The sequence below is a fragment of the Afipia clevelandensis ATCC 49720 genome, assembly GCF_000336555.1.
GTDB classification, from domain to species: Bacteria; Pseudomonadota; Alphaproteobacteria; order Rhizobiales; family Xanthobacteraceae; genus Afipia; species Afipia clevelandensis.
In genome coordinates, this window is the sequence record NZ_KB375281.1 from 3,801,764 (window position 1) to 3,826,679 (window position 24,916).

At 61.6% G+C, this 24,916-nt stretch carries 33 protein-coding genes and 1 tRNA gene; 15 read left to right on the forward strand and 19 right to left on the reverse strand.

What is annotated here, in order from left to right; all coding sequences use genetic code 11:
• Positions 1–15 precede the first annotated feature (15 nt).
• The 5 genes from HMPREF9696_RS21710 to HMPREF9696_RS18210 form a co-directional block, all read right to left on the reverse strand.
• Complete coding sequence (locus tag HMPREF9696_RS21710) at positions 16–906, reverse strand: hypothetical protein (RefSeq protein ID WP_002714517.1); 891 nt, start codon at positions 904–906, stop codon at positions 16–18.
• A gap of 130 nt (positions 907–1,036) precedes the next feature.
• Entirely contained in the window at positions 1,037–1,279 is a 243-nt protein-coding gene (locus HMPREF9696_RS22150; protein WP_002714518.1) for a helix-turn-helix domain-containing protein, read from the reverse strand.
• A 107-nt stretch (positions 1,280–1,386) separates the two neighbouring features.
• Positions 1,387–2,172: a hypothetical protein gene (locus HMPREF9696_RS18200; protein ID WP_002714519.1), complete on the reverse strand. Its 786-nt coding sequence runs from the start codon at positions 2,170–2,172 to the stop codon at positions 1,387–1,389.
• Positions 2,169–3,374, reverse strand: coding sequence for a tyrosine-type recombinase/integrase (locus HMPREF9696_RS18205; RefSeq protein WP_002714520.1), 1,206 nt, complete (start codon positions 3,372–3,374; stop codon positions 2,169–2,171). Before HMPREF9696_RS18205 ends, HMPREF9696_RS18200 begins: the two co-directional genes overlap by 4 nt.
• A gap of 173 nt (positions 3,375–3,547) precedes the next feature.
• Positions 3,548–3,632: transfer RNA gene (locus tag HMPREF9696_RS18210), tRNA-Leu, on the reverse strand.
• A 147-nt stretch (positions 3,633–3,779) separates the two neighbouring features.
• Between HMPREF9696_RS18210 and HMPREF9696_RS18215 the strand changes: the two genes are divergently transcribed.
• A complete protein-coding gene (locus HMPREF9696_RS18215) occupies positions 3,780–4,313 on the forward strand; it encodes a disulfide bond formation protein B (protein ID WP_002714521.1) in 534 nt (177 codons plus the stop codon).
• Positions 4,314–4,322: 9 nt separating this feature from the next.
• Here the strand turns inward: HMPREF9696_RS18215 and HMPREF9696_RS18220 are convergent, their stop codons facing one another.
• Together HMPREF9696_RS18220 and HMPREF9696_RS18225 are read right to left on the reverse strand one after the other, a co-directional pair.
• On the reverse strand, positions 4,323–5,414 hold the full coding sequence (locus tag HMPREF9696_RS18220; protein ID WP_002714522.1) for an AbrB family transcriptional regulator: 1,092 nt from the start codon (positions 5,412–5,414) through the stop codon (positions 4,323–4,325).
• 140 nt (positions 5,415–5,554) lie between these two features.
• Positions 5,555–5,854: a PsiF family protein gene (locus HMPREF9696_RS18225; RefSeq protein WP_002714523.1), complete on the reverse strand. Its 300-nt coding sequence runs from the start codon at positions 5,852–5,854 to the stop codon at positions 5,555–5,557.
• 175 nt (positions 5,855–6,029) lie between these two features.
• On the opposite strand from HMPREF9696_RS18225, the gene HMPREF9696_RS18230 reads away from it, so the two are divergent.
• The 4 genes from HMPREF9696_RS18230 (at position 6,030) to HMPREF9696_RS18245 (ending at position 8,573) form a co-directional block, all read left to right on the forward strand.
• Positions 6,030–6,527 (forward strand): hypothetical protein, encoded by a 498-nt coding sequence (locus HMPREF9696_RS18230; protein WP_002714524.1) that lies wholly within the window; start codon positions 6,030–6,032, stop codon positions 6,525–6,527.
• Positions 6,528–6,597: 70 nt separating this feature from the next.
• The gene (locus tag HMPREF9696_RS18235) at positions 6,598–7,392 is read left to right on the forward strand and encodes an LssY C-terminal domain-containing protein (protein ID WP_051053268.1); all 795 of its coding nucleotides are present in this window, start codon (positions 6,598–6,600) and stop codon (positions 7,390–7,392) included.
• A gap of 78 nt (positions 7,393–7,470) precedes the next feature.
• A complete protein-coding gene (locus HMPREF9696_RS18240; protein ID WP_002714526.1) occupies positions 7,471–7,854 on the forward strand; it encodes a CidA/LrgA family protein in 384 nt (127 codons plus the stop codon).
• A complete protein-coding gene (locus tag HMPREF9696_RS18245) occupies positions 7,851–8,573 on the forward strand; it encodes an LrgB family protein (protein WP_002714527.1) in 723 nt (240 codons plus the stop codon). The genes HMPREF9696_RS18240 and HMPREF9696_RS18245 overlap by 4 nt, the downstream gene beginning before the upstream one ends.
• Positions 8,574–8,626: 53 nt before the next feature.
• Here HMPREF9696_RS18245 and HMPREF9696_RS18250 read toward each other — a convergent pair whose 3' ends face one another.
• Positions 8,627–9,436, reverse strand: a complete 810-nt coding sequence (locus HMPREF9696_RS18250) for an SDR family NAD(P)-dependent oxidoreductase (RefSeq protein WP_002714528.1) — start codon at positions 9,434–9,436, stop codon at positions 8,627–8,629.
• A 128-nt stretch (positions 9,437–9,564) separates the two neighbouring features.
• Here HMPREF9696_RS18250 and HMPREF9696_RS18255 point away from each other — a divergent pair, with 128 nt between their 5' ends.
• Together HMPREF9696_RS18255 and HMPREF9696_RS18260 are read left to right on the forward strand one after the other, a co-directional pair.
• Positions 9,565–10,506 carry a GlxA family transcriptional regulator gene (locus tag HMPREF9696_RS18255; RefSeq protein ID WP_002714529.1) on the forward strand — a complete coding sequence of 314 codons (942 nt, stop codon included), beginning with the start codon at positions 9,565–9,567 and terminating at the stop codon, positions 10,504–10,506.
• Between the two features lie 102 nt (positions 10,507–10,608).
• A complete protein-coding gene (locus tag HMPREF9696_RS18260) occupies positions 10,609–11,724 on the forward strand; it encodes an alkene reductase (RefSeq protein ID WP_002714530.1) in 1,116 nt (371 codons plus the stop codon).
• A gap of 10 nt (positions 11,725–11,734) precedes the next feature.
• Here HMPREF9696_RS18260 and HMPREF9696_RS18265 read toward each other — a convergent pair whose 3' ends face one another.
• From HMPREF9696_RS18265 to HMPREF9696_RS18275, 3 genes are all read right to left on the reverse strand, one after another.
• The gene (locus HMPREF9696_RS18265) at positions 11,735–12,292 is read right to left on the reverse strand and encodes an HNH endonuclease (protein WP_002714531.1); all 558 of its coding nucleotides are present in this window, start codon (positions 12,290–12,292) and stop codon (positions 11,735–11,737) included.
• A 117-nt stretch (positions 12,293–12,409) separates the two neighbouring features.
• Positions 12,410–13,501 carry a DUF2855 family protein gene (locus HMPREF9696_RS18270; RefSeq protein ID WP_002714532.1) on the reverse strand — a complete coding sequence of 364 codons (1,092 nt, stop codon included), beginning with the start codon at positions 13,499–13,501 and terminating at the stop codon, positions 12,410–12,412.
• Positions 13,498–14,328, reverse strand: coding sequence for a DNA-3-methyladenine glycosylase family protein (locus HMPREF9696_RS18275; protein ID WP_040302170.1), 831 nt, complete (start codon positions 14,326–14,328; stop codon positions 13,498–13,500). Before HMPREF9696_RS18275 ends, HMPREF9696_RS18270 begins: the two co-directional genes overlap by 4 nt.
• Before the next feature lie 68 nt (positions 14,329–14,396).
• On the opposite strand from HMPREF9696_RS18275, the gene gluQRS reads away from it, so the two are divergent.
• Positions 14,397–15,275, forward strand: coding sequence for a tRNA glutamyl-Q(34) synthetase GluQRS (gene gluQRS, locus HMPREF9696_RS18280; RefSeq protein ID WP_002714534.1), 879 nt, complete (start codon positions 14,397–14,399; stop codon positions 15,273–15,275).
• 61 nt (positions 15,276–15,336) lie between these two features.
• Positions 15,337–16,638, forward strand: coding sequence for an ATP-binding protein (locus HMPREF9696_RS18285; protein ID WP_002714535.1), 1,302 nt, complete (start codon positions 15,337–15,339; stop codon positions 16,636–16,638).
• Here the strand turns inward: HMPREF9696_RS18285 and HMPREF9696_RS18290 are convergent.
• Positions 16,589–17,473: a YihY/virulence factor BrkB family protein gene (locus HMPREF9696_RS18290; protein WP_002714536.1), complete on the reverse strand. Its 885-nt coding sequence runs from the start codon at positions 17,471–17,473 to the stop codon at positions 16,589–16,591. The genes HMPREF9696_RS18285 and HMPREF9696_RS18290 overlap by 50 nt on opposite strands.
• Positions 17,474–17,609: 136 nt before the next feature.
• On the opposite strand from HMPREF9696_RS18290, the gene HMPREF9696_RS18295 reads away from it, so the two are divergent.
• The 6 genes from HMPREF9696_RS18295 to HMPREF9696_RS18320 all read left to right on the forward strand — a co-directional run bounded on the left by HMPREF9696_RS18295 (position 17,610) and on the right by HMPREF9696_RS18320 (position 21,494).
• A complete protein-coding gene (locus HMPREF9696_RS18295; protein WP_002714537.1) occupies positions 17,610–17,807 on the forward strand; it encodes a twin transmembrane helix small protein in 198 nt (65 codons plus the stop codon).
• A gap of 29 nt (positions 17,808–17,836) precedes the next feature.
• Positions 17,837–18,409, forward strand: a complete 573-nt coding sequence (locus HMPREF9696_RS18300; RefSeq protein WP_002714538.1) for a cob(I)yrinic acid a,c-diamide adenosyltransferase — start codon at positions 17,837–17,839, stop codon at positions 18,407–18,409.
• A gap of 132 nt (positions 18,410–18,541) precedes the next feature.
• Complete coding sequence (locus tag HMPREF9696_RS18305; RefSeq protein WP_002714539.1) at positions 18,542–19,288, forward strand: electron transfer flavoprotein subunit beta/FixA family protein; 747 nt, start codon at positions 18,542–18,544, stop codon at positions 19,286–19,288.
• Entirely contained in the window at positions 19,288–20,217 is a 930-nt protein-coding gene (locus HMPREF9696_RS18310) for an electron transfer flavoprotein subunit alpha/FixB family protein (RefSeq protein ID WP_002714540.1), read from the forward strand. Before HMPREF9696_RS18305 ends, HMPREF9696_RS18310 begins: the two co-directional genes overlap by 1 nt.
• Positions 20,218–20,361: 144 nt before the next feature.
• On the forward strand, positions 20,362–21,240 hold the full coding sequence (locus tag HMPREF9696_RS18315; protein ID WP_009735196.1) for a 3-hydroxybutyryl-CoA dehydrogenase: 879 nt from the start codon (positions 20,362–20,364) through the stop codon (positions 21,238–21,240).
• A 74-nt stretch (positions 21,241–21,314) separates the two neighbouring features.
• Positions 21,315–21,494 carry a putative motility protein gene (locus HMPREF9696_RS18320; RefSeq protein WP_002714542.1) on the forward strand — a complete coding sequence of 60 codons (180 nt, stop codon included), beginning with the start codon at positions 21,315–21,317 and terminating at the stop codon, positions 21,492–21,494.
• Here HMPREF9696_RS18320 and HMPREF9696_RS18325 read toward each other — a convergent pair.
• The 7 genes from HMPREF9696_RS18325 to tlpA form a co-directional block, all read right to left on the reverse strand.
• Positions 21,491–21,871 carry a VOC family protein gene (locus tag HMPREF9696_RS18325; RefSeq protein ID WP_002714543.1) on the reverse strand — a complete coding sequence of 127 codons (381 nt, stop codon included), beginning with the start codon at positions 21,869–21,871 and terminating at the stop codon, positions 21,491–21,493. The two genes, HMPREF9696_RS18320 and HMPREF9696_RS18325, sit on opposite strands and share 4 nt — an antisense overlap.
• A 41-nt stretch (positions 21,872–21,912) precedes the next feature.
• Positions 21,913–22,302 carry a VOC family protein gene (locus HMPREF9696_RS18330; protein ID WP_009735198.1) on the reverse strand — a complete coding sequence of 130 codons (390 nt, stop codon included), beginning with the start codon at positions 22,300–22,302 and terminating at the stop codon, positions 21,913–21,915.
• A 142-nt stretch (positions 22,303–22,444) separates the two neighbouring features.
• Positions 22,445–22,924, reverse strand: a complete 480-nt coding sequence (locus tag HMPREF9696_RS18335) for a VOC family protein (RefSeq protein WP_002714545.1) — start codon at positions 22,922–22,924, stop codon at positions 22,445–22,447.
• 40 nt (positions 22,925–22,964) lie between these two features.
• On the reverse strand, positions 22,965–23,324 hold the full coding sequence (locus HMPREF9696_RS18340) for a DUF1428 domain-containing protein (RefSeq protein ID WP_002714546.1): 360 nt from the start codon (positions 23,322–23,324) through the stop codon (positions 22,965–22,967).
• Positions 23,325–23,386: 62 nt separating this feature from the next.
• Complete coding sequence (locus HMPREF9696_RS18345; protein ID WP_245259274.1) at positions 23,387–23,734, reverse strand: SRPBCC family protein; 348 nt, start codon at positions 23,732–23,734, stop codon at positions 23,387–23,389.
• Positions 23,701–24,150, reverse strand: a complete 450-nt coding sequence (locus tag HMPREF9696_RS18350; RefSeq protein WP_002714548.1) for an ArsR/SmtB family transcription factor — start codon at positions 24,148–24,150, stop codon at positions 23,701–23,703. The genes HMPREF9696_RS18345 and HMPREF9696_RS18350 overlap by 34 nt, the downstream gene beginning before the upstream one ends.
• Positions 24,151–24,213: 63 nt before the next feature.
• Positions 24,214–24,900, reverse strand: a complete 687-nt coding sequence (gene tlpA / locus HMPREF9696_RS18355; protein WP_002714549.1) for a thiol:disulfide interchange protein TlpA — start codon at positions 24,898–24,900, stop codon at positions 24,214–24,216.
• Positions 24,901–24,916: the final 16 nt, after the last annotated feature.

Sequence of the window (24,916 nt, forward strand, 5' to 3'; positions counted from 1 at the left end):
TATTTTCAGGAAGGCTCATGGGAGAGTGTCCTGTGCGGCGTGTTCGGTCACCGGGTTCGCGATGCCTGCGTCAGCGAGACATGATGGCCAAGAGTCCCAGAGCGATGCGGGCAACAGATTGTTGGCTTCGTCATCAACAACACGTTCGATGCGCAGGCGATCCTGACGGGCGAAGTTCGCAATGACGCGCTTGATGCCGCGCACACGCATGCTGTCCAAGAGGGCGTCCGCCATATCCGGTAACATTGGCTTCAGAACCGATGTCGGGGTGACACGGATCTTCTCGAATGGATTCGCGATGTTCGGAAGATCATGGCCAAGGCAGTTCGGCTTCAAACGACGCTCGACACGGAGGCGCGTGATTCCATCGTTCGCCTGGGTTCCCTTGTCATAGACTGCGATGTTGTCTTTGCCGATATAGACGGTCTCGGGCACGCCAAGCTGGCTGGAGTAGATGCCGTGCTTGCGCATGTGCGAGCTGCGGACGATTACGTCGTCGGCGAGGATGTCAGGCAAGTCCACGGCCACATCGGCGCGGGTGACCTTGCCGGTCGCGACGAACTCGCGGAAATCCACGCCCGCGATGGACAGTAATAATGTGTCGAGCTCCTCACGGCCTACGGGCCCGAGTTTCGCCGGGTTGCACTCGATGCGGTAGGCGTTCGTTCCCTTTTCCCAGGCACCAAGCTGAATGGTGCACTTCTCGATGCCAGAGCCAGTTCGAATCGGGACGGCAGCTTGAACCGCGTAACGGGAAGTGGAGGCATAGGGGATGCCCAGCTTGGTGCAGTGGTCCTGGAACGAACGAACGTTGCTCTGGACTTCAACGGAATCAGACTCTGGCCTCGTAACCGAGAGCTTGTCGAGTTTCAAAATGGACAGTGAGGTTGGGTTTGAATCAGGCATGCGGTATCGCTCGTTCGCAATGAACGTTCCTTTGAACTGGTGTGGGTGTAGGTGTGGGTGTGAATAACCCGGCTTATTAGAGCGAGCCCGTGGGCGAATTGCCCACGGGGCTTGTCAGACAGCCGAAGTTCTACTCGCGGTGAAACCAATCATCTGCGTCGTGCACACCAATGAGTCGGCAGCCCCGCTTCTTTCGAGACTTGAGTCGACCCGCCTTTATCTCATTGTAAACGTGACTTCGGCTTACGCCGAAAACTTTGCAGAACTCGGAGATCCGGTAGGCTTTTTTCTGCAACGGCGGCGTGGTGATCAAGGCCGTGTCAGGATCGGGGTCCCGCCTCGGGTCACTAGTCTCGAAACTATCCTCAAGCATCAGTCATTTCTCCTTCGGTTAAGCGACCACGTGGCCGCACCCTGGGAGCTATGCTGGCGCCGTGAGGTATCCTAATGCAGAGATGTATGAAATTCCTGCACCAGTTCTTAACGAGCAGACAGGACCGCGTCGAACTCCTCCCGGATAAACTCGACCTGGTCCTTAAACCACTTCTCTCGGCGTCTTAGTGAGAGGGAACGATACGCTTTTCGATCTTCGAGCGTGCCAAGCCACAAAACTGCTCGACGAGCTTTCCGGCGATCATCACCTGACCGCTGCTTATCCTTGGGAAGTGGGCTTGCAATCCTTTGCGATTCAGGTCTGCTCAATGGTCGATCAACTGATTCCCCGATTTGTCTGATCTCCTCCGAAGTTGGGATGCTTTCCTCAAGCCAGCGCCGTACAGCTTGCCATGGCTTTTGGGGCGTCGCGGTCTTTCTGTTGCGAGACCGCGAGTGCATCTTGATACTCTCGATCTCATTTCTGAGGACTCCATAGACCTCTTGAATACCCGCGTCGTAACGTGTCGGTACGTCCTTATCTGGGGAAGTCGTAACCACCACGAGATGGACGATGTGCTCGCGCAAAGCATCAATCTCGAGGTCCCGCGATGCGGCTTTGCGATTTGAGATTTTGAATAGTGGATGCGGATTTCCGACCTGAGCGGACTTCACCGCAGAAAGCAGGTATTCGAAGGGAAGCGCTGCGGCTGGGGAAAGACGTATGTCGGACAAGAAACAACTGAGTGCGGTGAGGGCAGGCAGAATTTCCTCGATTAGTCCCGGCGATTTTTGATTTGAAGACGTGCGTGTTCGCGCAAGACCATTGAGATCTCGACGAAGCCCGGTAACCGCCTCCTGATCGGCGAGCAGCTTTTTCTGTTTTTGATTCATTTTTTCCGAAGGTCTTGTTGACGAAGATCGTCCAAATAATCGGCCCAGTACTGCATCATTAGAACGCGCTCGGGCATGTGTTGTGCAGCGTTATATGCGCGTCGAACTTCATTCTGCTCAATGTGAGCAAGTTGCCGCTCGATTACATCGGGCGCGAATTTTCCGCTCTCGTTGAGCCGGGTTGAAGCCATAGATCGAAAGCCATGGGCAGTCATCTCATCTCCGGAATACCCCAAGCGACGAAGCGCGCCGTTGAGCGTATTTTCTGACATTGGTCGGTGCCACGAGCGCAGAGAGGGGAAAAGGTATCGAGACTCACCGCTGATCTCGCGTATTTCTTCAATAAGTTTCATTGCCTGTCGTGAAAGCGGGCAGATATGGTCTCTTCGCAGCTTGGTTTTGTTTGCGCTTACCCGGATCAATTTTGCAGAAACGTCGATCTCTGACCATTCGAGGCTTCGCAATTCGCCTGGGCGCAGAAAAAGAAGTGGCGCGAGCTTGAGCGCGATACGCGTCACTGAATGTCCGTCAAACCCGTCGATCGCTCTAAGTAAGCCGCCGATTGCATGCGGATCTGTGATGCCTGGATGATGACGCACCTTTGGAGTGGTTAATGCATCGCGCAGGTCGGCTGACACGTCCCTTTCCGCACGGGCTGAAGCGATGGCGTATCGAAATACTGCGCCCACCGTACTTCTTACTCGGGATGCTGTTTCGTAACGGCCTGTGGACTCGATCTTCTTCAGAACAGCAAGCAATTCTCTTGCGGTGATCTCTGCGATGGGGCGGTGCCCCAGGTCCCTGATGACAAAATCGAGCAACCATTCCTTCTTGACGAGCGTTGCTTCGGCCTGGCCTTCAGCCTTCCATTTCTGAAGACATTCCTTCGCTATCGAACTGAAATCGTTGCTCGCAGCAATTCTCTTTGTTTCTCGCTCTTCTCGTCGAACTTCCGAGGGGTCCTGACCTTGAGATAGAAACCGCTTGGCTTGAATTCGTGCTTGTCGCGCGTCTGCGAGCGACACCACCGGATACGCGCCCAACGAGAGAAGTTTCTGCTTTCGGTTGAAGCGATAGGCAAGTCGCCATAAGCGCGATCCTTGCGGAGTCACGTAAAGATGCAATCCGCCGCCATCGAAGATTTTGTATGGCTTCTCTCGGATTTCGGCGTGGCGAAAATCGACATCTTTCAAAGCGGACATTGACTGGCTCGAGGTTCAACAAATTTTAAAATACCCACAAATCTATCTACTTTTCACGTCGATAGGAAGAAGCGCCGGAAGACACCGGGAGACCTCTATGTAATTCTAATATATGGGATTTCTTTTAAATATAATCTAGCAGATACGCGAGCAGACACTCTGAAACGGAGGTCTGGTGCCCCTGGCCGGAATCGAACCAGCACTCCTTGCGGAACTCGATTTTGAGTCGAGCGCGTCTACCAATTCCGCCACAGGGGCCTGCAGGACCGCCGCCCCGGGGGCGAACGGTCTGAAGCGGGCGGAATATAGCTCGCGCGATGATGCGGTCAACCGCCTGTGATTGGCCATGCATCGACACCACGCACCCGGCAGGGTAGGACCCTTGCCGAACAGGAGATTTTACTCGTGACAAGCGGCATGATCGTCAGTTCCGGACACGCGAATACCTCGACAGATGCCGTATGTGTCGCGGGTGCCGTGATCGCTGTGGTGGCCGCGCTGACCCTCGCCGGCGCCTGGTTCTTCCAGCTCGTGCTCGATATCCGGCCCTGCCCGCTGTGTCTCGAGCAGCGCTACGCCTATTACTTGGCCATTCCGCTGGCGGCGCTGGTAGCGTTCGCCGCCTCGCGCGGGGCGTCGCGCCGCTTGCTTGTCACCGGCCTCGTCATCCTTGCGCTGGCATTGCTCGCCAATGCGGGGCTCGGCGTCTATCACGCCGGCGTGGAATGGGGCTTCTGGCAGGGGCCGACCGACTGCAGCGGTCCCATCGTCGATTTCGGCAACACCGGCAACCTGCTCGACGGTCTCAACAAGGTGAAGGTGATCCGTTGTGATGAAGTGCAGTGGCGCTTTCTCGGATTGTCGCTCGCTGGCTACAACGTGCTGATCTCGCTCGCGCTGGCGGCGGTCGCTGCCCGGGGTATCGCGAAAGCGCGATAACGCAGAGCTTTAGTCGTCGGCATCGACCTGCGGCTGCCCGAACAGATGAACGATGCCCGGTGTCGCGATCGAGACGAACACGAAGCGCGACAGATGATGCGCGCCCACAAAGATCGGGTCGATATGCAGCGTGAGCGCCAGCGCCAGCATGGCGTCCATCGCGCCCGGTGAGAAAGCCACCACGATATCGCCGAACCGCGCGCTGGTCGTCATTGCGACGATTGCGACAAAGATCGCCGAGATCACGATCGCAACGCTGAACGATCCGAGCGCCGCAGCCATGTGACTGAGCAGCGTGCGGGCTGAAATCCGCGCGAACCGCGTCCCGATCAGCGCTCCGATTCCGATCAGCGCGGCGGCATAGGCCCAGGCGGGCAGGCCGCCCTCGATCGTGCCTGCGCCATGCAGGATGCTGGAGCCAAGCATGGCGCCGAACATCCAGCTTGCGGGAAATTTCAAAAGACGCAGCGCCAGCGCGGTGGCGACGCATCCTGCCACGAGCAGCGCGAGCGCCAGCGGTGTCGCCGGAGCGGCATGGATGGATGAACCGGAATGCTGCGCCAGTCCGGCGGCGGCGAGGATCAGCGGCAGCGCTGCCGTCAGGATAATCACCCGCATGGTCTGCACCACCGCGATGCCCGCGACATCGGCGCGCCGTTCGTTGGCCAGCATGATGATTTGCGACAGTGCGCCGGGACTGCCTGCGAGCAGCGCGGACGTCCGGTCCCAGCGATGAATGCGCTGCAGATAGTAACTGCTGCCCATGGTGGCGCAGAAGGTGGAGGCGGCGAGGATCGCGATGCTGATCGGGTAAGACGCCATGTTGGTCAGCATTTGCGGCGAGACCATCGAGCCGAGCGACAGGCCGAGCGTCATGAGGACGATATGGGCCATCAGCGGCGGCAGACCCATCGGGCGCCCTGCAATCGCTGCGGCACCTACGGCGATCATCGCGCCCGAAATCAGGCCGCCGGGCAGTTGCAGCCATTGGAAAAACGCGCCGCCGGCGAGACCGATCAGCAGCGTTTCAAACGTATGCAGGATGTCCCGCGCGGTGATGTTGCGAAAGGCGTGGGACAGTTTTTGGCGGACAGATGTCATTGCGGCGGGATTCGGGAAGCGGCCAAGCCGTTATCCCAAATCCCGCTAGGAGCCGCAAACGATGCGCGAGCATGGCTCGCACATTGTCCATGCGTGGCGGGAGAAAGGGCAGGCCGGTAGGGCCTGCCCTTCGTTGCGCGTCAGTTCGCCTTGCCGGCGGTCTTCTTGCACTCGGAGCGGAATTTCTTGCGTTCCTTGCCGTGCAGGCCCTTTGCGTCTGCCTGCTTCGAGCATTCGAGCGAAACAGCCGTGCGTTCGGGCTTGGCGGCTTTCGGTGTTTCCGCCTTGGTGGGGGCGGTCTTGGCAGGCGCGCTGGCAGGTGCGGACTTGGCGCTCGGTGTCGCCGGCGTTGCGGGAGTAGTCGTTTGCGCGAGCGCCGATCCGGCAAGCATCAAGGATGTTGCGGCGGTGACCAGAAGGCGAGAAGTAAGGGTCGTCATGGGCTGAACCTCATGTTGCAGAGAGCGCGAGCCTTTGCCCGGGAGCATGAACCGTGGGTGAACGGGCGGCGCGAGCCGCTCATTATTTTTTGATCGGCATGAGAGCGGCGCGTTGAAAGCAACCCGGCGTGAGCTAGGATGTGCTGCGTTCGATATCCCCTATCAGGAGAGTTCGATGACAATCCGAGCCAATCTGTTGTGTGCGGCGCTGCTGGCTGGCGCAGCCACATTCGCCGCGATGCCTGCGCAGGCGCTGACTGCCCAGGAATGCAGCGCGAAGTATCAGGCCGCGAAGGCCGCCGGCACGCTGGGCGATCAGAAGTGGAATGATTTCCGAAAAGCGCAATGCGGCGCCGATGCCTCGCCGGCCGCGGCGGCGGCTCCCAAGGAAGCGCCGAAGGCTGCGCCCAAGGAATCCGCCAAGGCGGCGAAGGAAGCTCCGAAGGCCGCTGAAGCGCCGAAGCCGGCGGCCGCTCCGGCCGCCGCGGGCGCCGCCGTGTATCCAACCGCGATTTCGCCGAAGTATTCAAAGGAGACTGCGGGCAAGGCGCGGATGCACACCTGCGTCGATCAGTACAACGCCAACAAAGCCACCAATGCCAATGGCGGGCTGAAATGGATCCAGAAGGGCGGCGGGTATTACAGCGAATGCACCAAGCGCCTGAAGGGCTGACACCGGTGCGGACGTTGAGCAGCCGGGCATGAGTCCGGCTGGCCCCGCGCGCCGGCGATGGTCGCGCAACATGAAGCGCACGCTGATTGTGCTGGGCTTCTTCCTCGTGGTTTACGGGGCCATTGCCTATATCCTGCTGCCGTCATTCTGGCGGCATTACGAACATCAGAAAAAGCTCGACGGCCTGCCGATGGTCACGGTCACCGCGCAGGGCATTCCCGCCGACCCGATCAATGTCGGACTGGTCGGCTCGTCCAGCGATGTCCTTTGCGCCATGCGCGAGGCGGGATGGACGCCCGCCGATCCGATCACCTTGCGCTCGTCACTGGAAATCTCGGGCAGCGTGCTGCTGGACAGGCCCTATCCACGCGCGCCGGTCAGTCCGCTGTATTACGACGGCCGCCGCGAGGATTTCGCCTTTGAAAAGCCGGTCGGAAAGAGCGCCGACCAGCGGCATCACATCCGCCTGTGGATGGTATTGAAGGATGGAGAGGAGAAGCGTCCGGTCTGGCTCGGCGCGGCGACCTTCGATCGTGGCGTCGGGTTCAGCCACTACACCGGCGCGGTGACACATCATATCGCGCCCGATGTCGACGCGGAGCGGCAACTGATCGAAACCGATCTGCAGGCGGCGGGGATGATCGAGGCGCGATACACGGTGGCTGGTGTCGGTCCGACGCTGAATGGCCGCAACGGCGAGGGCGACCCATACTACACCGACGGCGAGGTGTGGATGATGCGGCTGGTGGAAGGCTGCGCGCGGCGTAACAAGCCGCCTGTTGTCCTGTCCGGCCCCGCGGCGAACGAACTCAAGGATGCGATCTGGAAGAGCGTCGCTAACTTGTACCGGCGCACGCAGCAATAACGTGCGGGTCATGCAAGGGATGCGATTGACAGCTCCGTGCCGGCGCGCGTGATATGCGGCGTCGTTCCGGAGTGCCGCATGATCGCAAGCCTGAGTGTTATCCTGATCTGTCAGTTGATCGGTGAAGTGATCGTGCGCGGGCTGCGCTGGCCGTTGCCGGGGCCGGTCATCGGCATGGCGCTTCTGTTCGCGCTGCTGATGCTGCGCGACCGCGTCTCCGGGCTGGCGCGCGGGCCGCTGCGGGACAATGCCGTGGAAGGCACGGCAAAAGGGATGCTGGCGCATCTGTCCCTGCTGTTCGTGCCCGCCGGCGTGGGCGTGGTGCAGAATCTCGATCTGCTGGCGCAGCGGGGTGTCACGATCGCGCTGGTCCTTGCGGCTTCGGTGGTGGTGACGCTGCTGGTGACGGCGGGCACGTTTCTCGTCATCAATCGTCTTCTGGCCGGGAAGCGTCCATCATGACGGACAATCCCTTCGCCTTGTGGGTCTATCTATCCCAGACACCGCTGCTGTGGTTGTCGATCACGCTTGCGGTCTATGCGGCAGCGGATGCCCTGTCGCTGGCGACGCATCGCAATCCGCTAATGAATCCGGTGCTGCATTCGATCTGGGTTATCGGCCTATTCCTGTATCTCACCGGCACCAGCTACACGACCTATTTTGGCGGCGCGCAGTTCGTGCATTTCCTGCTCGGGCCCGCGACCGTGGCGCTGGCCGTGCCGCTCTATGAGAACCGGGCCCGCGTCGCGGCGGCTATCCTGCCGATGCTTGCGGCGCTGCTGGTCGGCTCGGCCACGGCGATAGTCTCGGTAATGCTGTTCGCGGAAGCCGCCGGGTTGCCGCGAGAGATCGTGCTGGCGCTGGCGCCGAAATCCGTCACCGCCGGCGTCGCCATGGGCATCAGCGAAACGCTGGGGGCCAATCCGGCGATCACGGTGATCGCGACGGTACTGACTGGCGTCATGGGCGCGATCGTGGTCACACCAACGATGAACCGGTTGGGCATTACGGATTTCCGCGCGCGGGGCTTTGCCGTCGGGCTCGCGTCGCATGGCATCGGCACCGCCCGGGCGTTTCAGGTCGATGAGGTCGCCGGCGTGTTTGCCGGCATTGCGATGGGCTTGAACGCGCTGGTGACGTCGTTGCTGGTGCCGCTCGCGGTCACCGTGTTGTTGCGATGACAAGGCCCTCGCCGGTGAGCGAGGGCCTTGTTTCATTCAAATGAACCGGAAAGCTATGCAGCGCTCTTCTTCTTGTAGCGGTCGGCAGCTTGCGCCCGCGACAACTTCGGCGTGAGCGCTTTCCGGGCCGCATCGTAGTTTTCCCATTCCTTCACGTCAGGCAGCGATGGAATGGTGATGAGTTCGCCGAGATCGAGTCCGGCGAGCGAAGCATCCACCATCTCGTCCGCCTGCATCACAATGCCCTGCGGAAGATGCGCGACCGGCACACCGGCGACATCCCAGAAGTTCGTTGCCGTCGCGCCCGGGAGCACGGCCTGCACGCGGACGCCGCTGTCCTTGAACTCCTTGTGCAGCGCCTGGGTAAAATTCACCACATACGCCTTGGTGCCGCTGTAGGTGCCGTTCAGTACGTCGGTGTCCAGCGCCACAATGGAGGCAATGTTAATGATGAGTCCGGTCTTGCGGGCAACGAAGGCCGGCGCCGCCGCGAGCGCCAGCCGCGTCAGCGCGACGACGTTGAGCTGGATCATCGCATCCATGTCGTCGGCCTTGGAGGTGAGCAGGGGAGCGGCGGAGCCGACACCGGCATTGTTGACCAGTGCAGTAATAGCTGGATCCGTCTTCAGACGCTCCTCGATGCGGCGGACATCGGCCTTTGCGTTCAGGTCGGCTGGGAGCACCTCGACCTTGCGGCCGGTTTCCTTCGTCAGCCTGGCCGCAAGCGCATCCAGCTTGGCCTTGTCGCGCGCGACAAGGATCAGGTCATAGCCGCGGCGGGCGAGGCGGTCGGCGTAAATGGCGCCGATGCCGGATGAAGACCCGGTGACGAGGGCAACGCCTTTGGTCGTGCTTTGAGACATGGTCGTTTCTCCTTGGTTCGGTAAGGCGGGCGGAGCCCCGTCTGCATGGAGAAACTAGGTGGTTGCCGTCATGTCTTAAATGTCATATAAACCTCGTTTCAGGACATTGACGAAAATCGGGTGTCGTCATGAAACGGATCGGTCTCGTTGTGTTTCCCGGCTTCCAGATTCTCGATCTGGTCGCCGTGACGGTTTTCGAGGTCGCCAATACGCTCGGCAAGGCGCCGGCTTACGCGATCGAGCTGTTGTCTGAAACAGGCGGCGGGGTCATCAGTTCGTCGGGCGTGTCGGTCGAGACGAGGCCGTTTGGCGAGGCACGTTTCGACACCGTCATTGTCAGCGGTTGGATCGCGCCGCTCGCGCCTTCTCAGGGCCTGCTCGACTATATGAACGCGGCAAGCCAAACAGCGCGCCGCACAGCAAGCATCTGCACCGGCGCCTTTGTGCTGGCCGAGGCGGGTCTGCTCGATGGCCGCCGCGCGACCACGCACTGGGCCTTTGCACGCGACATGCAGGCGCGGTTTCCGAAGATCAAATTGCAGGAAGACAAGATTTACATCGTCGACGGGCCGATCTGGACGTCCGCGGGCATGACGTCGTGCATCGACCTCTGCCTTGCGATGGTTGAGGACGATCTTGGCGTCGACATCGCCCGCGATGTCGCTCGCAAGATGGTGGTGTATCACCGCAGAACCGGCGGGCAGTCGCAGTTTTCGGCGCTGCTGGAACTGCAGCCGAAATCCGACCGCATTCAGGACGCGCTCGCCTTCGCGAAGAAGAATTTGAAGCGCGAACTGTCGGTGGAGATTCTTGCGGAGGCGGCCAGGCTCAGTCCCCGGCAGTTCAGCCGCGCCTTCCGCGCAGAAACCGGACAATCGCCGGCCAAGGCCGTGGAGAACCTGCGTGTCGAGGCCGCGCGCATCCTGATGGAAGAGGCCGAGCATCCCGTCGAGGTGATCGCGCGGGAAACCGGATTCTCCGATCCGGAGCGGATGCGGCGGGCTTTCCTGCGGGCCTTCGGCCAGCCGCCGCAGGCGATCAAGCGCGCCGCGCGGATGGCTGCCGCATAGCCGCGCGTAGAGCTGCCATGCGTGCGCTTTGCCTTCAAACAGGGAGGCGGGCGTGATCTGGTGCGCCTCGAATTCCTGACGCCGATCCGGAGGCTTTGATCAATGTCTGCTTCGCTCTATTCGCCGCTCAAGGTCGGGCCCTATCAGCTCAATCACCGTGTGGTCATGGCGCCGTTGACCCGGATGCGGGCCGCGCAGGCCGACAACGCGCCGCATGGGCTGAACGTGGAGTATTATTCCCAGCGTGCCACCAAAGGTGGGCTGATCATCGCGGAGGCCTCGCCGGTGGTTCAGACCGGACGCGGAAATCCCAGAACACCGGGCATCTATTCGCGCGAACAGATTGAAGGCTGGCGCGCGATCACCGACGCCGTTCACGCCAAGGGCGGAATCATCTTCCTGCAGCTCTGGCATGTCGGGCGCGTGTCGCATTCGTCATTCCAACCCGGCGGCGCGCTTCCGGTCGCGCCATCTGCCGTTCCCATCTCGGGCAATTTCACCGCCATGACGGCGGACGGCAAGCAGGTGCCCTATGAGACTCCGCGCGCACTCGAAACGAGCGAGATCGCAGGCATCGTCGAGAGCTTCCGCGAAGGGGCTCGCAACGCACTGGAGGCGGGATTCGACGGCGTCGAGATTCATGGCGCCAACGGCTATCTGCTGGAGCAATTTTTGCAATCGCGCATCAACCAGCGGACAGATCAGTACGGCGGCTCGATTGAAAATCGCGCACGGCTGCTGCTGGAGGTGACCGACGCCGCCATTGGGGTGTGGGGTGCCGATCGCGTAGCCGTGCGCCTGTCGCCTTACGGAGTCGCCAACGACACCGGCGAAGCCGATCCGATGCCGCTCTATGGCCATGTGGTAAAGGCGCTGGGCACGCGCGGTCTTGCCTATCTGCATTTCATCGAGCCCCGCAGCAGCGGCGCAGGGCGTGCCGACGTCAATCATCAGAACGTGCCGTCGGCGATGGACCTGTTCCGGCCGCTATGGCCCGGCGTTCTGATCACCGCGGGCGGATTTACCCGGGAAGCTGCGGAAGACGCTGTTGCATCGGGCAAGGCGGACGCCATCGCATTCGGGCGGCACTTCATCTCGAATCCGGATCTGCCGCATCGGCTGAAGCAAAAGGCGCCGCTCACACCTTACAACCGCGCGACCTTCTATGGCGGCGCGGAGACCGGTTACACCGACTATCCGTTTTACGAAAACGCCTGAACGCGAATTGTTACGGATCGAGTTCGGTGTCCCAGTAAAGATAGTCGAGCCAGCTTTCGTGCAGGTAGTTCGGCGGGAACAGCCGGCCGTTGCGATGAAGCTGATGCACGGTCGGCGCGAACGGCGTTTGGCGCGGATGCATCTTCGCCTGCGCCATAGTCATGTTGCCCTTGCGCAGGTTGCACGGCGAGCACGCCGCCACGACGTTTTCCCATGTGGTCTGGCCGCCGCGCGAGCGCGGGATGATGTGATCGAAGGTCAGGTCCTCGGGCGAGCCGCAATACTGACAGGAGAACCGGTCGCGCAGGAACACGTTGAACCGCGTGAAGGCGGGATGCGTGGTCGGCTGCACGAACGACTTGAGCGAAACGACGCTCGGCAGCTTCATCTCAAAGGAGGGGCTATGAACCGCGTGATCGTAATTGGCGACGATATTGACACGGTCGAGGAACACGGCCTTGACAGCATCCTGCCAGGACCAGAGCGAGAGTGGATAGTAACTCAGCGGCCGGAAGTCCGCATTCAGCACGAGCACCGGCCAACCGCCTTGTGACACATGTGCGTTCAAGTAACGCTCCTGGCCCCAACCCCAATTGGCTGCGAAGCAGCTTGGGATGACATACTACAGGCAGCGTGACGGGATTGTGAAGAGCGTTTCGGCTCACCTGCCGGTGACCGCTGTACCTCAGTCGGCCATCGACAACATGTGCGCCTGTGCCGGTTTTACGCGGCCTTTCAGCGTGTCGAGATAGACCTGCTGAACCGCATCGGAACCCCGGCTTTCCACCACATCGAGCTTCGGCCCCATGGCGGCGGTGAAACCCGACCAGACCGCGCCGAATCGCTGGTCGATTCCACCCGGACCCCATTCCTTGGCGCGCTTGCGAATCTGGTCCGGTGCGAAGAACCATGTCGGTTTCGCACCCGGCAGCGACTCATCGTCCGGCGCGGCGTCTTGATGGGTGAGACCGACCCGCCCGCTATAGACCATCCGGTCACCGAAGTGCTTGTGCAGGCGGGTGCGCAGGTCGGGATTGCCCGCCATGTCGACAAAGGCGACCGCTTGCTGCGGCATCGCTTCAATCTGGTCGTAGGTGACGACCTCGTCGTAGCAGCCGAGCGACGTCACGAAGTCCTTGTTGCTCCCCGACGTGAGCCCGATCACACGCACCGGCTTGCGATGGGTGTGCAGCAGCCACGCAAGGCCGAACGCGGTCTTGCTCGACGCACTGGAGAGGATCACGCTTTGCGCGCCGAAGAAGTCCTTGTCGGCGAGAAAATCGTCGACCAAAAATGAGAGCATGAACAGCGGGCGCAGCAACGCCTGATAGTCGCCCTGACGTCCCTCGAAGGCGGGATCGCCGGTGACGCGCGCATAGGCGTTGTAAACCGGCGACACGCCCTGCCGGTGCGCGGCAGCGTCGCGGAAGCCGCCTTTCTTCACGTCGGCGGCCTCGATCACCAGATGCGTCGCCATCGGCAGATAGCCGAAGATGACTTCGCCACTGGCGATATCCGGATGGCGCGATTCGATGACACGCCCGAAACCCCAGACCGGAATGTTGCCGAAACCTTCGGGCGCGGGAAACAGGTGCCAGTATTTCAACTGCTCGCCGAGCATCGCATAGGTGATGTTGTTGGCTGTGAACGCGAAGCGATCGACCTTCACCAGCAGGCCATCTTCCGGCAGTTGCGTGATCCCAGGCATCGGCACCTCCATCACCCTGCACGTGCCGAGATCGTTGCGTCCGACGACAAACTGAGTGAAGGATGTCATTTCCGTGCTCCCGCTTTTTTCGCTGCTGTCTTTGGTAACGCAGTCTTGGCCGTCTTCGCTGACGATTTTGCGACGCGGGATTTGTTTAAAACGCCTTTGGTGTTTGAAACGGATTTCGGTTGTGCGGGCTTTTTCTTCGCGACTTTCTTTTTCGCAGGCGGTTTGGGCGACGCTGTCGCGGCGCCTGCGATCACGCCCTCGCGTTTCTTGATCGCGTGATAGTACGACCACCACAAATGCGCTGCCGCGCCGCGCAACGGCCGCCACGCTTCTGCAAGCGGCTGCATCTCTTTCACCGTCGGTCGCGATTTCAGGCCGAGCCCGATCCGCATCGCTTCCTGAATCGCAAGATCGCCCGCAGGCCATGCGTCGCCATGACCGAGACAGAACAGCAGATAGATGTCCGCGGTCCACGGGCCGATGCCGTGCAGACGTGTCAGCGTCGCGTGCGCGGCGTCGGCATCTTCCTCCGCGAGCACGTCGAGGTTGAGCCGCTCCTCGCTCAACTCACGCGCGATGAATTTCAGCGATTTGATCTTCGCAGCCGACAGGCCAAGACGCCCGAGCCGGTCGGCACGCGCCTTCTTTACCGCGTCATGATGAAACGGATCGAAGGTCGTGCTGACTCGGCCCCAGATTGCCGCGGCGGCCTTGGTCGACAACTGCTGGCCGCAGACGATGGCCGCAAGACCGGCGAATCCCGGTTCGCGCCGGCGCAGCGACGGCATGCCCGCGGTCTCGAGCACCGGGCCGAGACGCGGGTCGATGCGGACCAGCGCGTGAACGGCGTCATCGAGGTCCGCTTGCGTGTCGAGATGGACTGTCATTGGATTTGTGAGCATGAATGGAATCGGACGCGAGTGCAATTCCATGATGCGTCAGACAGGTTTGAGCCATGCCGCCACCCGTTTTCCGTTTTGCGCCAAGCCCGAATGGATTTCTCCATCTCGGGCATGCACGCTCGGCGTTGCTGAATTTCGATCTCGCGCAACGAACCGGGGGACGGATGCTGCTGCGCATCGAAGATATTGATACCACGCGCTGCAGGCCCGAATACGAACAGGCGATTTATGACGATCTCGCGTGGCTCGGGATCGCATGGGAGCAGCCTGTGCGGCGGCAGTCAGAGCATCTGCCGCTTTACCGCGAGGCCGTTGAGCGCCTGATGCGCGACGGCCTGATCTACCCGGCGTTCGAGACCCGTGCCGAAATCGCCCGCGTGGTTGCGGAGAAGGAAAAATCAGCCTCGTGGCCGCGCGATCCCGATGGCGCGCCGCTCTATCCGGGAACTGGCCGGCATCTTTCAGCGGATGAGCGCGAGCGAAAGATCGCTGCCGGTGCGCCCTATGCGTTGCGGCTCGACATGGCTGAAGCCATGGCCCGCATCGGTCCGCGCTCGTGGATCGAGGAGGGGCAAGGTCCGGACGGCGAAACCGGCGATGTTCCCGCGCGGCCCGAGCAATGGGGCGATGTCATCCTCGCCCGCAAGGACACGCCCACGAGCTATCACCTCTCGGTGGTGATCGACGATGCCCTGCAGGGTGTGACCCATGTTGTGCGCGGGCAGGACTTGTTCAGGGCCACCGATGTGCATCGTTTGCTGCAGGAGCTACTCGGACTGCCGCAGCCGGTTTATCGCCATCATGCCCTCGTGCTGGACGAGGCGGGGCAGAAGCTGTCGAAATCCACACGGTCGACAGCACTGCGGGACTTGCGCGCCGGGGGGATGGCCCCGGATCAGGTGCGGCGCCTTGTTGGTATTGCAAGCGGCTGAACCCGCCATGGCGTGACTCCCGCGCCCCCGGCATGCCATGTTGGATGTGGATGGGGGAATCATGGCGGCGACATCGCGCGTCAAGCGGAGCCTGAAGACGCGCGTCAAGCGCGGCGCGAAAGCGCCTGCGCAGCAGCCTCCCATGGCGAAAAAGGCTGCTCCCAAGAAGCCTGCTCCCAAGAAGAGGGCTATGGCAAAAAAGCCTGCCCGCAAACCATCCAGGACGCCTCCGGCCAAACGGCCCGAGGCGGACCCCCGGATCGTCGAAGCCGCGCTTGCTGCCTTCGCGCATGAAGTCCGCACCCCGCTGACCGGCATTCTGGCGATCAGTTCGCTGCTGGCGACCTCAGAACTCGGCGAGCGCGAAAAGCGCTGGGTCGACACCATCAAGGCTGGTGCGGAGCATCTTGCGGCGCTGGCGACGCTGTTCGTCGATGCCGCACGCAGCGGCAGCACCGGGCTTGCGGTGCGTCAGGACTTTTTCGATCTGCGGACGCTGTCGCGAACGCTGGGAGATTCGCTGGCCGGACGGGCGTCCGCGAAAGGCCTGCAATCTCAGGTGAGCATCGCCGACGACCTGCCCGCCTTTGTGATCGGCGATCCGGTTCGCTTGCGCGCCGCTCTGGAAAACCTGATCGACAATGCGGTCAAGTTCACGCAGCAGGGCAATGTCGCGCTGGACGTGTCGGTGAAGGCCGGTGCGGGCGGGCGGCTTCGCGTGTTTTTTGCCGTGTCCGACAGCGGCATCGGTCTGTCGCTTGCGGAGATCAGGCGGCTGTTCAAGCCGTTCTCGCAGGCCAATGTCAGCATCGCCTCCCGCTTCGGTGGCGCCGGTCTGGGGCTGTCGTCGGTGAAGCAGCTTGCGCGCGCGATGGGGGGCGACATCACCGCCAGCCAGCGCGGCGGCGGCGGAACTACGTTTGTCCTGACAGTGGCGTTAAAATCGGCTGACGGACTGAAGCCGCCGCCAGGCGTGGAGATGCCGGCGTCAGTCCCGCAGGGCCTGCGCATTCTGAGCATCGAGGACAATCCGTTCGGGCGCGTGGTGCTCAACGCCATTCTCACCGAACTCGGTCATCAGGCCGAATTCATCGGGCGTGGCGAGACGGCGCCGGAACGGATTGCGCAGGGCGGGTTCGACGCGGTGCTGATGGACATGGTGCTTCCCGGCATCGACGGGATCGAGGCGATACGGCGCATCCGCGCGCTGGAAGGAGCGTGCGGACGGATCGCGATCATCGGCGTATCGGGACGTGCAGAAGACGAGGAGCCATCGCGCGCGGCTGGCGCCGATGGATTCCTCACCAAGCCGGTCAGCCCGCGTGCGCTGGCGGCGGCGCTTCTCCGGGCGGTGCGGCACTAGTTTTCTGCCACTTGGCGATCGACGCATTCAGTTCGCCGCCGTAGACGAAAATCGCGGCGATGAAATACAGGAACACCAGCGCGATCATCACCGAGGCGAGACCTGCATAGGTCGTCACGTAATTGCTGGCGAAGCGCGCGAGATACTGGCCGAACACCACGCCGGAGACCAGCGAGCCGACCATGGTGACCACGATGCCCGGCATGATCTCGCGCATCCGGCGCGAGCCGGCGGGCAGCCATTTGTGCAGGATCACCAATGCCACGATCAGCGCGATGATGGTGAGGCCGAAGCGCAGGACGTTGAACAGGTCTTCGTTCGGTTCGATTCGCAGCGGAATGAGACGTCGTGCGGCTTCAATGAGCAAGGGACCGAGCACGATCAGGAAGGCCATCGCCAGCGAGGTGACGGCGGCAACCATCGTGTAGCCGATGGATTCCAGCCGCAGCCAGTACCAGCGCCGCTGTTCGATCACGCCATAGGCGCGGTTCAGGCCGACGCGCAGGCTCTCGACGCCGTTCGAGGCGAAGTACAGCGCGAGCACGACACCGATGGTCAGCACGCCGCTGTGAGACTGGGTCAGGACATTGTGAACTTCACCGGAGAGGGCATCGGCGACCTGCGACGGCCAGGTTTCCAGGATCATTTCCGCGGCCTGGTCCGCCAGCTCCTTCGAGCCGAAGAACCCGGCCAGCGAGGTGATGACGATCAGGAAGGGAAACAGCGCCATCAGCGCCGAAAGTGCAATGTGGCTGGCAATCGCCCAGCCGTCATCGGCCAGGAACGTATAGAACGCATCGAGTGCGATATTGAACGTGCCCTTGATCAGCCTCACGATTCACCCTGATCCATCACACCCATGATTTACCGTGCCGGTCACCCAAAGTCATGTACGGCTGAAACGCGAAAAGGTTCTGTCCCGCCTTTTCCGGCGGGTGGCATGAGGCCGCCCGCGGTGTTATGTACCCCTCATGACATCGTTCCTTTCAAGTATCGCCCTTCCGATCGCATTGGCCGCGGTCACCATCGTGCTGATGCTCGGCCTGTTCAACATGATGCGCGGCGGCTCGCCGAACACCTCGCAGAAGCTGATGCGGCTGCGCGTGTTGTTTCAGTTCATCGCCATTGTCATCGCCATGCTCGCCGTCTGGGCGCTCGGCCGGAGCTGACGCGCCAACCGCGACAACGGATCAACGCCATGGTCATTCTCAACCGGATTTACACGCGCACCGGCGATGACGGCACCACGGCGCTCGGCAGCGGCGAGCGCCGTCCGAAATATGATCTGCGCGTCAGCGCCTATGGAACCGTCGATGAGACCAACGCCGCGATCGGCGTGGCGCGGCTTCACTTGGCGCCGGCACCTGCGATTGATGCCATGCTCGGGCGGATACAGAACGATCTGTTCGATCTTGGCGCCGATCTGGCGGTGCCGCAGCGGGACGGGAAAGCCGAGCGGCTGCGCGTGCTGACCACACAGGTGGAGCGCCTTGAGCAGGATATCGACGCACTCAATGCCCACCTCGCGCCGCTAACCTCGTTTATTTTGCCTGGCGGAACACCGGCGGCGGCGCATCTGCATCTGGCGCGAACGGTTTGCCGCCGGGCGGAACGCCTGGTGGTGGAACTGGCATCCCAGCCGGAGGAGCCGGTGAGCGACGCCGCGATCCAGTATCTCAACCGCTTGTCGGATTTTCTTTTCGTGGCCGGCCGGTCGGTCAATGACAACGGGGCCGGGGATGTTCTCTGGGTGCCCGGTCAGAACCGTTGAGCGGTGATATTAGGTATACCTTCCTCGTTTTCCATTTTTCGCGCGTTGACCCGGATTGGCGGGACTATTAGGTTCCGCCGCCAGCCGCATTAATGTGGATGTGATCAATCATTTCAGGACGAAGGGGAACCGATGAAGGTTCTGGTGCCGGTTAAGCGCGTCGTTGACTACAACGTCAAAATTCGCGTCAAGAGCGACGGGACGGGTGTTGAACTCGCGAACGTCAAGATGTCGATGAATCCGTTCGACGAAATCGCTGTCGAGGAAGCTCTGCGCCTCAAGGAAGCGGGCAAGGCGACCGAGGTGGTCGTCGTGTCGATCGGCCCCGCACAGGCGTCGGAGACGATCCGCACCGGCCTCGCCATGGGCGCAGACCGCGGCATCCTCGTGAAGACCGATGCGACTGTTGAACCGCTCGGCGTCGCGAAGATTCTGCAGAAGATTGCCGAAGACGAGAAGCCCGGCCTGATCATTCTCGGCAAGCAGGCGATCGACGACGACAGCAACCAGACCGGCCAGATGCTCGCAGCATTGCTCGGCTGGGCGCAGGCGACCTTCGCCTCCAAGCTTGAAGTCGACGGATCGGATTTCAAGGTCACGCGCGAAGTCGACGGCGGCCTGCAGACGGTCAAGGTCAAGGGCCCTGCGATTGTCACCACCGACCTGCGCCTCAACGAGCCGCGCTATGCGAGCCTTCCCAACATCATGAAGGCGAAGAAGAAGCCGATCGACGAGAAGGCTGCCGACAGCTTCGGCATCGACCTCTCGCCGCGCCTCGAAGTTCTCAAGACCACCGAGCCTCCAGGCCGCAAGGCTGGCGTCAAGGTCAAGGACGTCGCTGAGCTGGTGTCGAAACTCAAGGAAGCGGGGGCGCTCTGATGGCCACGTTGCTGATTGCTGAACACGATAACGCATCCATCAAGGACGCCACGAACAAGGCGCTGACCGCTGCCGCTGCTCTTGGCGGCGACGTGGACGTGCTGGTAGCGGGCGAAGGCGCCAAGGGCGCGGCGGAAGCCGCCGCCAAGCTCAAGGGCGTTCGCAAGGTGCTGCTGGCCGACAACGCGGCCTATGCACACGATCTGGCCGAGCCGCTGGCCGCGCTGATCGTTTCGCTGGCCGGTCCCTATGATGCCATCGTTGCGCCGGCGACCACCCGCTACAAGAACACGCTGCCGCGCGTTGCAGCGCTGCTCGACGTCGCGCAGATCTCCGAGATCATCAAGGTGGTGTCGCCCGATACGTTTGAGCGCCCGATCTATGCCGGCAACGCGATCCAGACCGTGAAGTCGAAGGACGCCAAGAAGGTCATCACCGTCCGCACCTCGACCTTCGGTGCCACCGGCGACGGCGGCAGCGCATCGGTCGACAACGCGGCGGCCGCGGCCGATCCGGCGCTGTCGAGCTTTGTCGGCGAGGAAGTCGCCAAGAGCGATCGTCCGGAACTGACCTCGGCGAAGATCATCGTCTCCGGTGGCCGCGCGATGCAGAGCCGCGAGAACTTCACCAAGTATATCGAGCCGCTGGCGGACAAGCTGGGCGCCGGTGTCGGCGCATCGCGCGCCGCGGTCGACGCGGGCTACGCGCCGAACGACTGGCAGGTCGGCCAGACCGGCAAGGTGGTGGCGCCCGAGCTGTACATCGCGATCGGTATTTCCGGCGCGATCCAGCATCTGGCCGGCATGAAGGACTCCAAGGTGATCGTTGCGATCAACAAGGACGAGGACGCGCCGATCTTCCAGGTCGCGGATTACGGCCTTGTCGCCGATCTCTATCAGGCCGTCCCGGAACTGACGGCTGCGGTCTAAAATCGAAACCCGGGCGCTTTGCGCCCGGCCTTGTTCATGCACCGGCCGGCGGAAATTCCGCTGGCCGGTGTTTGACTTCCTATCAAAGGGTACGGCATGGTTGCCGTATCCTGCGGGGCAAGAGCGACAGAGATCGAAAAGCGAATGGCAGCGATCAAGACGGTTGGTGTGATTGGGTCAGGGCAAATGGGCAACGGCATCGCGCATGTTGCCGCGCTCGCCGGGTTCAACGTGGTGCTCTATGATGTTTCAGCCGATCGCGTGAAGTCCGCGATGGCCACCATCAACGGCAACCTGACGCGGCAGGTGGCCAAGAAGACCATCACCGAGGATGCCCACAAGCAGGCGATCGCCAGGATTTCGTCCACGGATAATCTCGACGGCTTCGCGAACTGCGATCTGGTGATCGAGACCGCCGTGGAGAAGGAAGACGTCAAGCGCAAGATTTTCCATGATCTGTGCCCCGTGCTGCGGCCGGATGCGATCATCGCCTCGAACTCGTCGTCGATCTCGATCACCCGCCTTGCGGCCTCGACCGACCGTCCGGAGAAGTTCATCGGCATTCATTTCATGAATCCGGTCCCGGTCATGGAACTGGTCGAACTGATCCGCGGCATCGCCACCGACGATGCGACCTTCGATGCCGCGCGCGGCTTCGTCACCGCGATGGGCAAGCAGATCGCCGTTTCGGAAGACTTCCCGGCCTTCATCGTCAATCGCATCCTGCTGCCGATGATCAACGAGGCGATCTATACGCTGTACGAGGGCGTCGGAAATGTCGAAGCCATCGACGCGGCGATGAAGCTCGGCGCGCATCATCCGATGGGGCCGCTGGAACTGGCGGACTTCATCGGACTCGATACCTGTCTGTCGATCATGCAGGTGCTTCACGAGGGACTGGCGGATTCCAAGTATCGCCCGTGTCCGCTGCTGGTGAAGTATGTCGAAGCCGGATGGCTCGGCCGCAAGTCGCAGCGCGGCTTCTATGACTATCGCGGCGACAAGCCGGTGCCGACACGCTGACGCGAACGGTCGTCAGCTTTTGTTAACCCTCTCCATTTAGGTTCGCGGCCGTCAAGCGGAGAGAGTGCGTTTCCATGGACGTGATGAGCATCGTCAGCAGCATGATGGCCATGCAGGCTGCCAACACGCAGCAGCAGATCGCCACCAGCGTGATGAAGCAGAATATCGATTCGGAAAAATCGGTGCTGCAACTGCTCCAGCCCGCCGCGAACAATGCGCCGGGTGTCGGCGGCAATCTCGATATTTCGGTCTAATCGTCGACCGGGGTGATCCATCCGATGCCGGCGCCGCCGGGTTCGGTCAGGATCGCGATACGTCCCACATACGGCACGTCGAAAATCGGACGCATCAGTTGCGCGCCGGCTGCGACGGCTGCCTTGACCCGCGCATCGACATCGTCGACCGCGAGATAGGACATCCAGCCTTCGGGCACGCCCTCGAATTCGGGGCGGTCGGTCGGAAAGATTCCCGCCGCCATTTCGCCGTCGGCATAGGCAACCCAATAGGTCGCGCCGTCTTCCATCGGCATCGGCTCGAAGGTCCAGCCGATGGTCTTTTTGTAGAATTGCATGGCGCGTTCCGCGTCAGGTGTCACCAGTTCATTCCAGTGGAAATGTCCGTGCGCCGTCATGGCGGTTTCCTCGTTGCTGTGCGCCGATCGCGGCGATCCGCCTACATCATGCCCTTGGCATCTATCACCGACAGGATGTTGCCTGCGGGATCCTTGAACCAGGCGATGGTTGGCCCGCCATTGTTGCGCGAAATGCCTTTGGCATCGGTCTTGAACGCCGGGTCTTCATAGATTTCAAAACGCACGCCGCGCTTTCCAAGTTCATCGACGGCCCGATCCACATTTTCGACCGGAAAGTTGAGGACGGTGAACGTCGCCGGCGTGTGAGTGGCTTTCGGGTAGATCAGCACATCGGCGCCGCCGCCGAGATGGAGGCTCAGGATGCCGTGCTCCTCCGAGAGGTCGAGGCCGAGTGTGCGGCCGTAGAACTCTTTCGCCTTCCCGATATCGTTGGCCGAGAAGCCGCTGAATGCCTTGCTTGTCTTCAACATGGCCTGTCTCCCTTGCTCCGCGGTCGCTTCGGCGTGAGCCCACGCCACGTTGAACGCCCGCGTATAGAAATTGGTTGCAGGTTCCATCGCTGGAATGACCGCAAGGCCATTCCAGCGGCGAGACTTGCAGGATCGCGCCGGTTCAGGCTGCCTTGTCATAGGCCTGTTTAAGGGTTGCGATGTCGAGCTTGGTCATTTGCATGACGGCTTCCATCATCTTTTGCGATTGTGCGGGCGACGCACTGCCCATCAGATGCGGCATGTCTTTCGGAACGATCTGCCAGGAGATGCCGAACCTGTCCTTGAGCCAGCCGCACTGCTGCGTCTCGCCGCCGCCCGCAGAGAGCTTGTCCCAATAATGGTCGATCTCCTGCTGGGTCTCGCAATTCACCATGAACGAGATGGCCGGCGTGAAGGAGAACATCGGCGGTCCGTTCAGCGCCAGAAATTTCTGGCCCTCGATTTCGAGTTCTGCCGTCATGACCGAGCCCTTCGGCATCGGCATGTTTTCGCCATAGCGGGAGATGTGGCCGACCTTGGCGGACTTGAAAACGGACTTGTAGAAATTGACGGCGTCCTCGGCTTTGCCGTCGAAGAACAGGCAGGGCACGATGGTTTGCATGGAGTTGCTCCCTTTGTTTCTGAACGGAAGGATCGCGCGGTCAGGCCGTCACGATGGTGTCGAAGCCGCCGAAGAACATGCGCTTGGTGTCGAACGGCATTTTCTTCGGGTCCATCATTGCGCCGAGCCGCGGGTCCTTCATCACTTTTTCCATGACCTTGTCGCGATGCTTGCGCGACTTGTAGGTGATCCAGGAAAACACCACCGTCTCGCCAGTCTTCAGTTTCACGCTCTGCGGAAACGACGTCAGCTTGCCGGGTTTGACGTCTTCGGCGACGCATTCGCGATAGTCGAGCGCGCCGTGTTCAAGCCAGACCTTGCAGGCCAGCTTGGCCAGCGCGGTGTAGGCCTTCAGGTTCTTCTTCGGGACCGGCAACACAAATCCGTCGACATACTGCATTTCAGACTCCTTGGTGTTTTTCATGTTTTGCCACCGGCGTTGTGCCGGTGGTGTCGTTGATCTCAGGCAAAGAACTTCTCGAGCTTGTCGAGGGTTCCGGTCCAGCCGCGCTTGTGGCCGTCCCGCGCCGCCTCATCGAAGAACTTGTCATGAGTCAGCGTGAGCAGCGTGACATCGCCTTCCTCGCGCAGCACCACGGTGACCTGCGAGACACGCTCCGGTGTCGAGTGCCATGCCCAACTGAAGACGAGACGCTGATAGGGCGTCACTTCGAGATACTTGCCGCCGACCTGATGCGACTGGCCGTCGTCGGTGCTGAAGTTGATCTTGAAGTGGCCGCCGACACGCACGTCCATGTCGGCCCGCACGCTGTCGCCTATGGTGTGTCCGGGTCCGAACCACTGGACGATTTTGGCGGGATCCGTCCACGCTTCGAAGACTTTCGCAGCGGGAGCTTTGAGTCGTCGGGCGAGGGTGAGGCTGGGCTGGGTGAGCATAGGTCCTTCTCCACAAAAGCGGCGAGGCGATCGAGTTGCGCGGTCCAGAAGCGCTGGTAGCGGCCGAGCCATTCCATTGCCTGCTCCATCGGCGCCGCGGTGAGGCGGCACGTCACCGTGCGGCCGGTTTTGGTCTTTGTGATCAGCCCGGCGTCAGAAAGCACATCGAGATGCTTCATCACGGCCGGCAGCGACATCGCGAACGGCTTTGCGAGCTCGCTGACGGTGATGTCGCCGCGGCCTTCGAGTTCGGCCAGCAGGGCCCGCCGGGTCGGGTCGGCGACCGCAGCAAACACACGGTTCAGGTGATCGGACGAATAGTAAACCATTTGGTTAAGTATAGAGGCGCGAACGATCCCGTCAAGAGGGCAGTCCCGGATGGACCTGCGGCGTTATTTCGCGGTGGCGGCCTTGATCAGGTTGACGGCGTCTTCGCTGGCCCACTCGGCAGGCCCTGCGATGGTTCCAATCTCGCAGCCTGCGCCATCGACCAGCACCGACGTCGGCATCCCGAGCGCCCGGCCTGCGCTCTTCAGGTCCTGGAAAACCTTGGCCTTCTGGTCATGGAAGTAGGCGAGTTTGGTCAAGCCGGCATCCTTCAGGAAGGCTTTCGGCTTGTCGGCGTCGCGGGTGTCGATATTGATGGCGACGACCTCGAAGTCCTTGTCCCCGAGCGTTTGCTGCAGCTTGTCCAGGGCGGGCATTTCCTTGCGGCAGGGGACACACCAGGTCGCCCAAAGATTGACCAGGACCGTGCGCCCCTTCCATTCCGAGAGTTTCCGGGTTTTGCCTTCCGCGTCCTGGAAGGCGAGGTCCGGGATCTGGAGCGGAGCGGTGGCCATGGTTAATGCGGCGACCTCGCCCTTCACCAAGGGAGAGATTTTCCTGGCCAGATCGACCGCAGGGGCACACTGAGCCTGCGCCTGTGCATTGCGCATGAACCCGCCGATCCCGTATACCCCACCCACCCCGGCCGTGGCCGCCAGAACGGCGGCAATGGCGGCGATCCGGATGCGAACCGCATTCGTGCGGGGCAAACCGGAAGTTACAGGATCGGTCTTGGGCTTGGTTTCGGGCATGGTCTTGTCTCGGTTG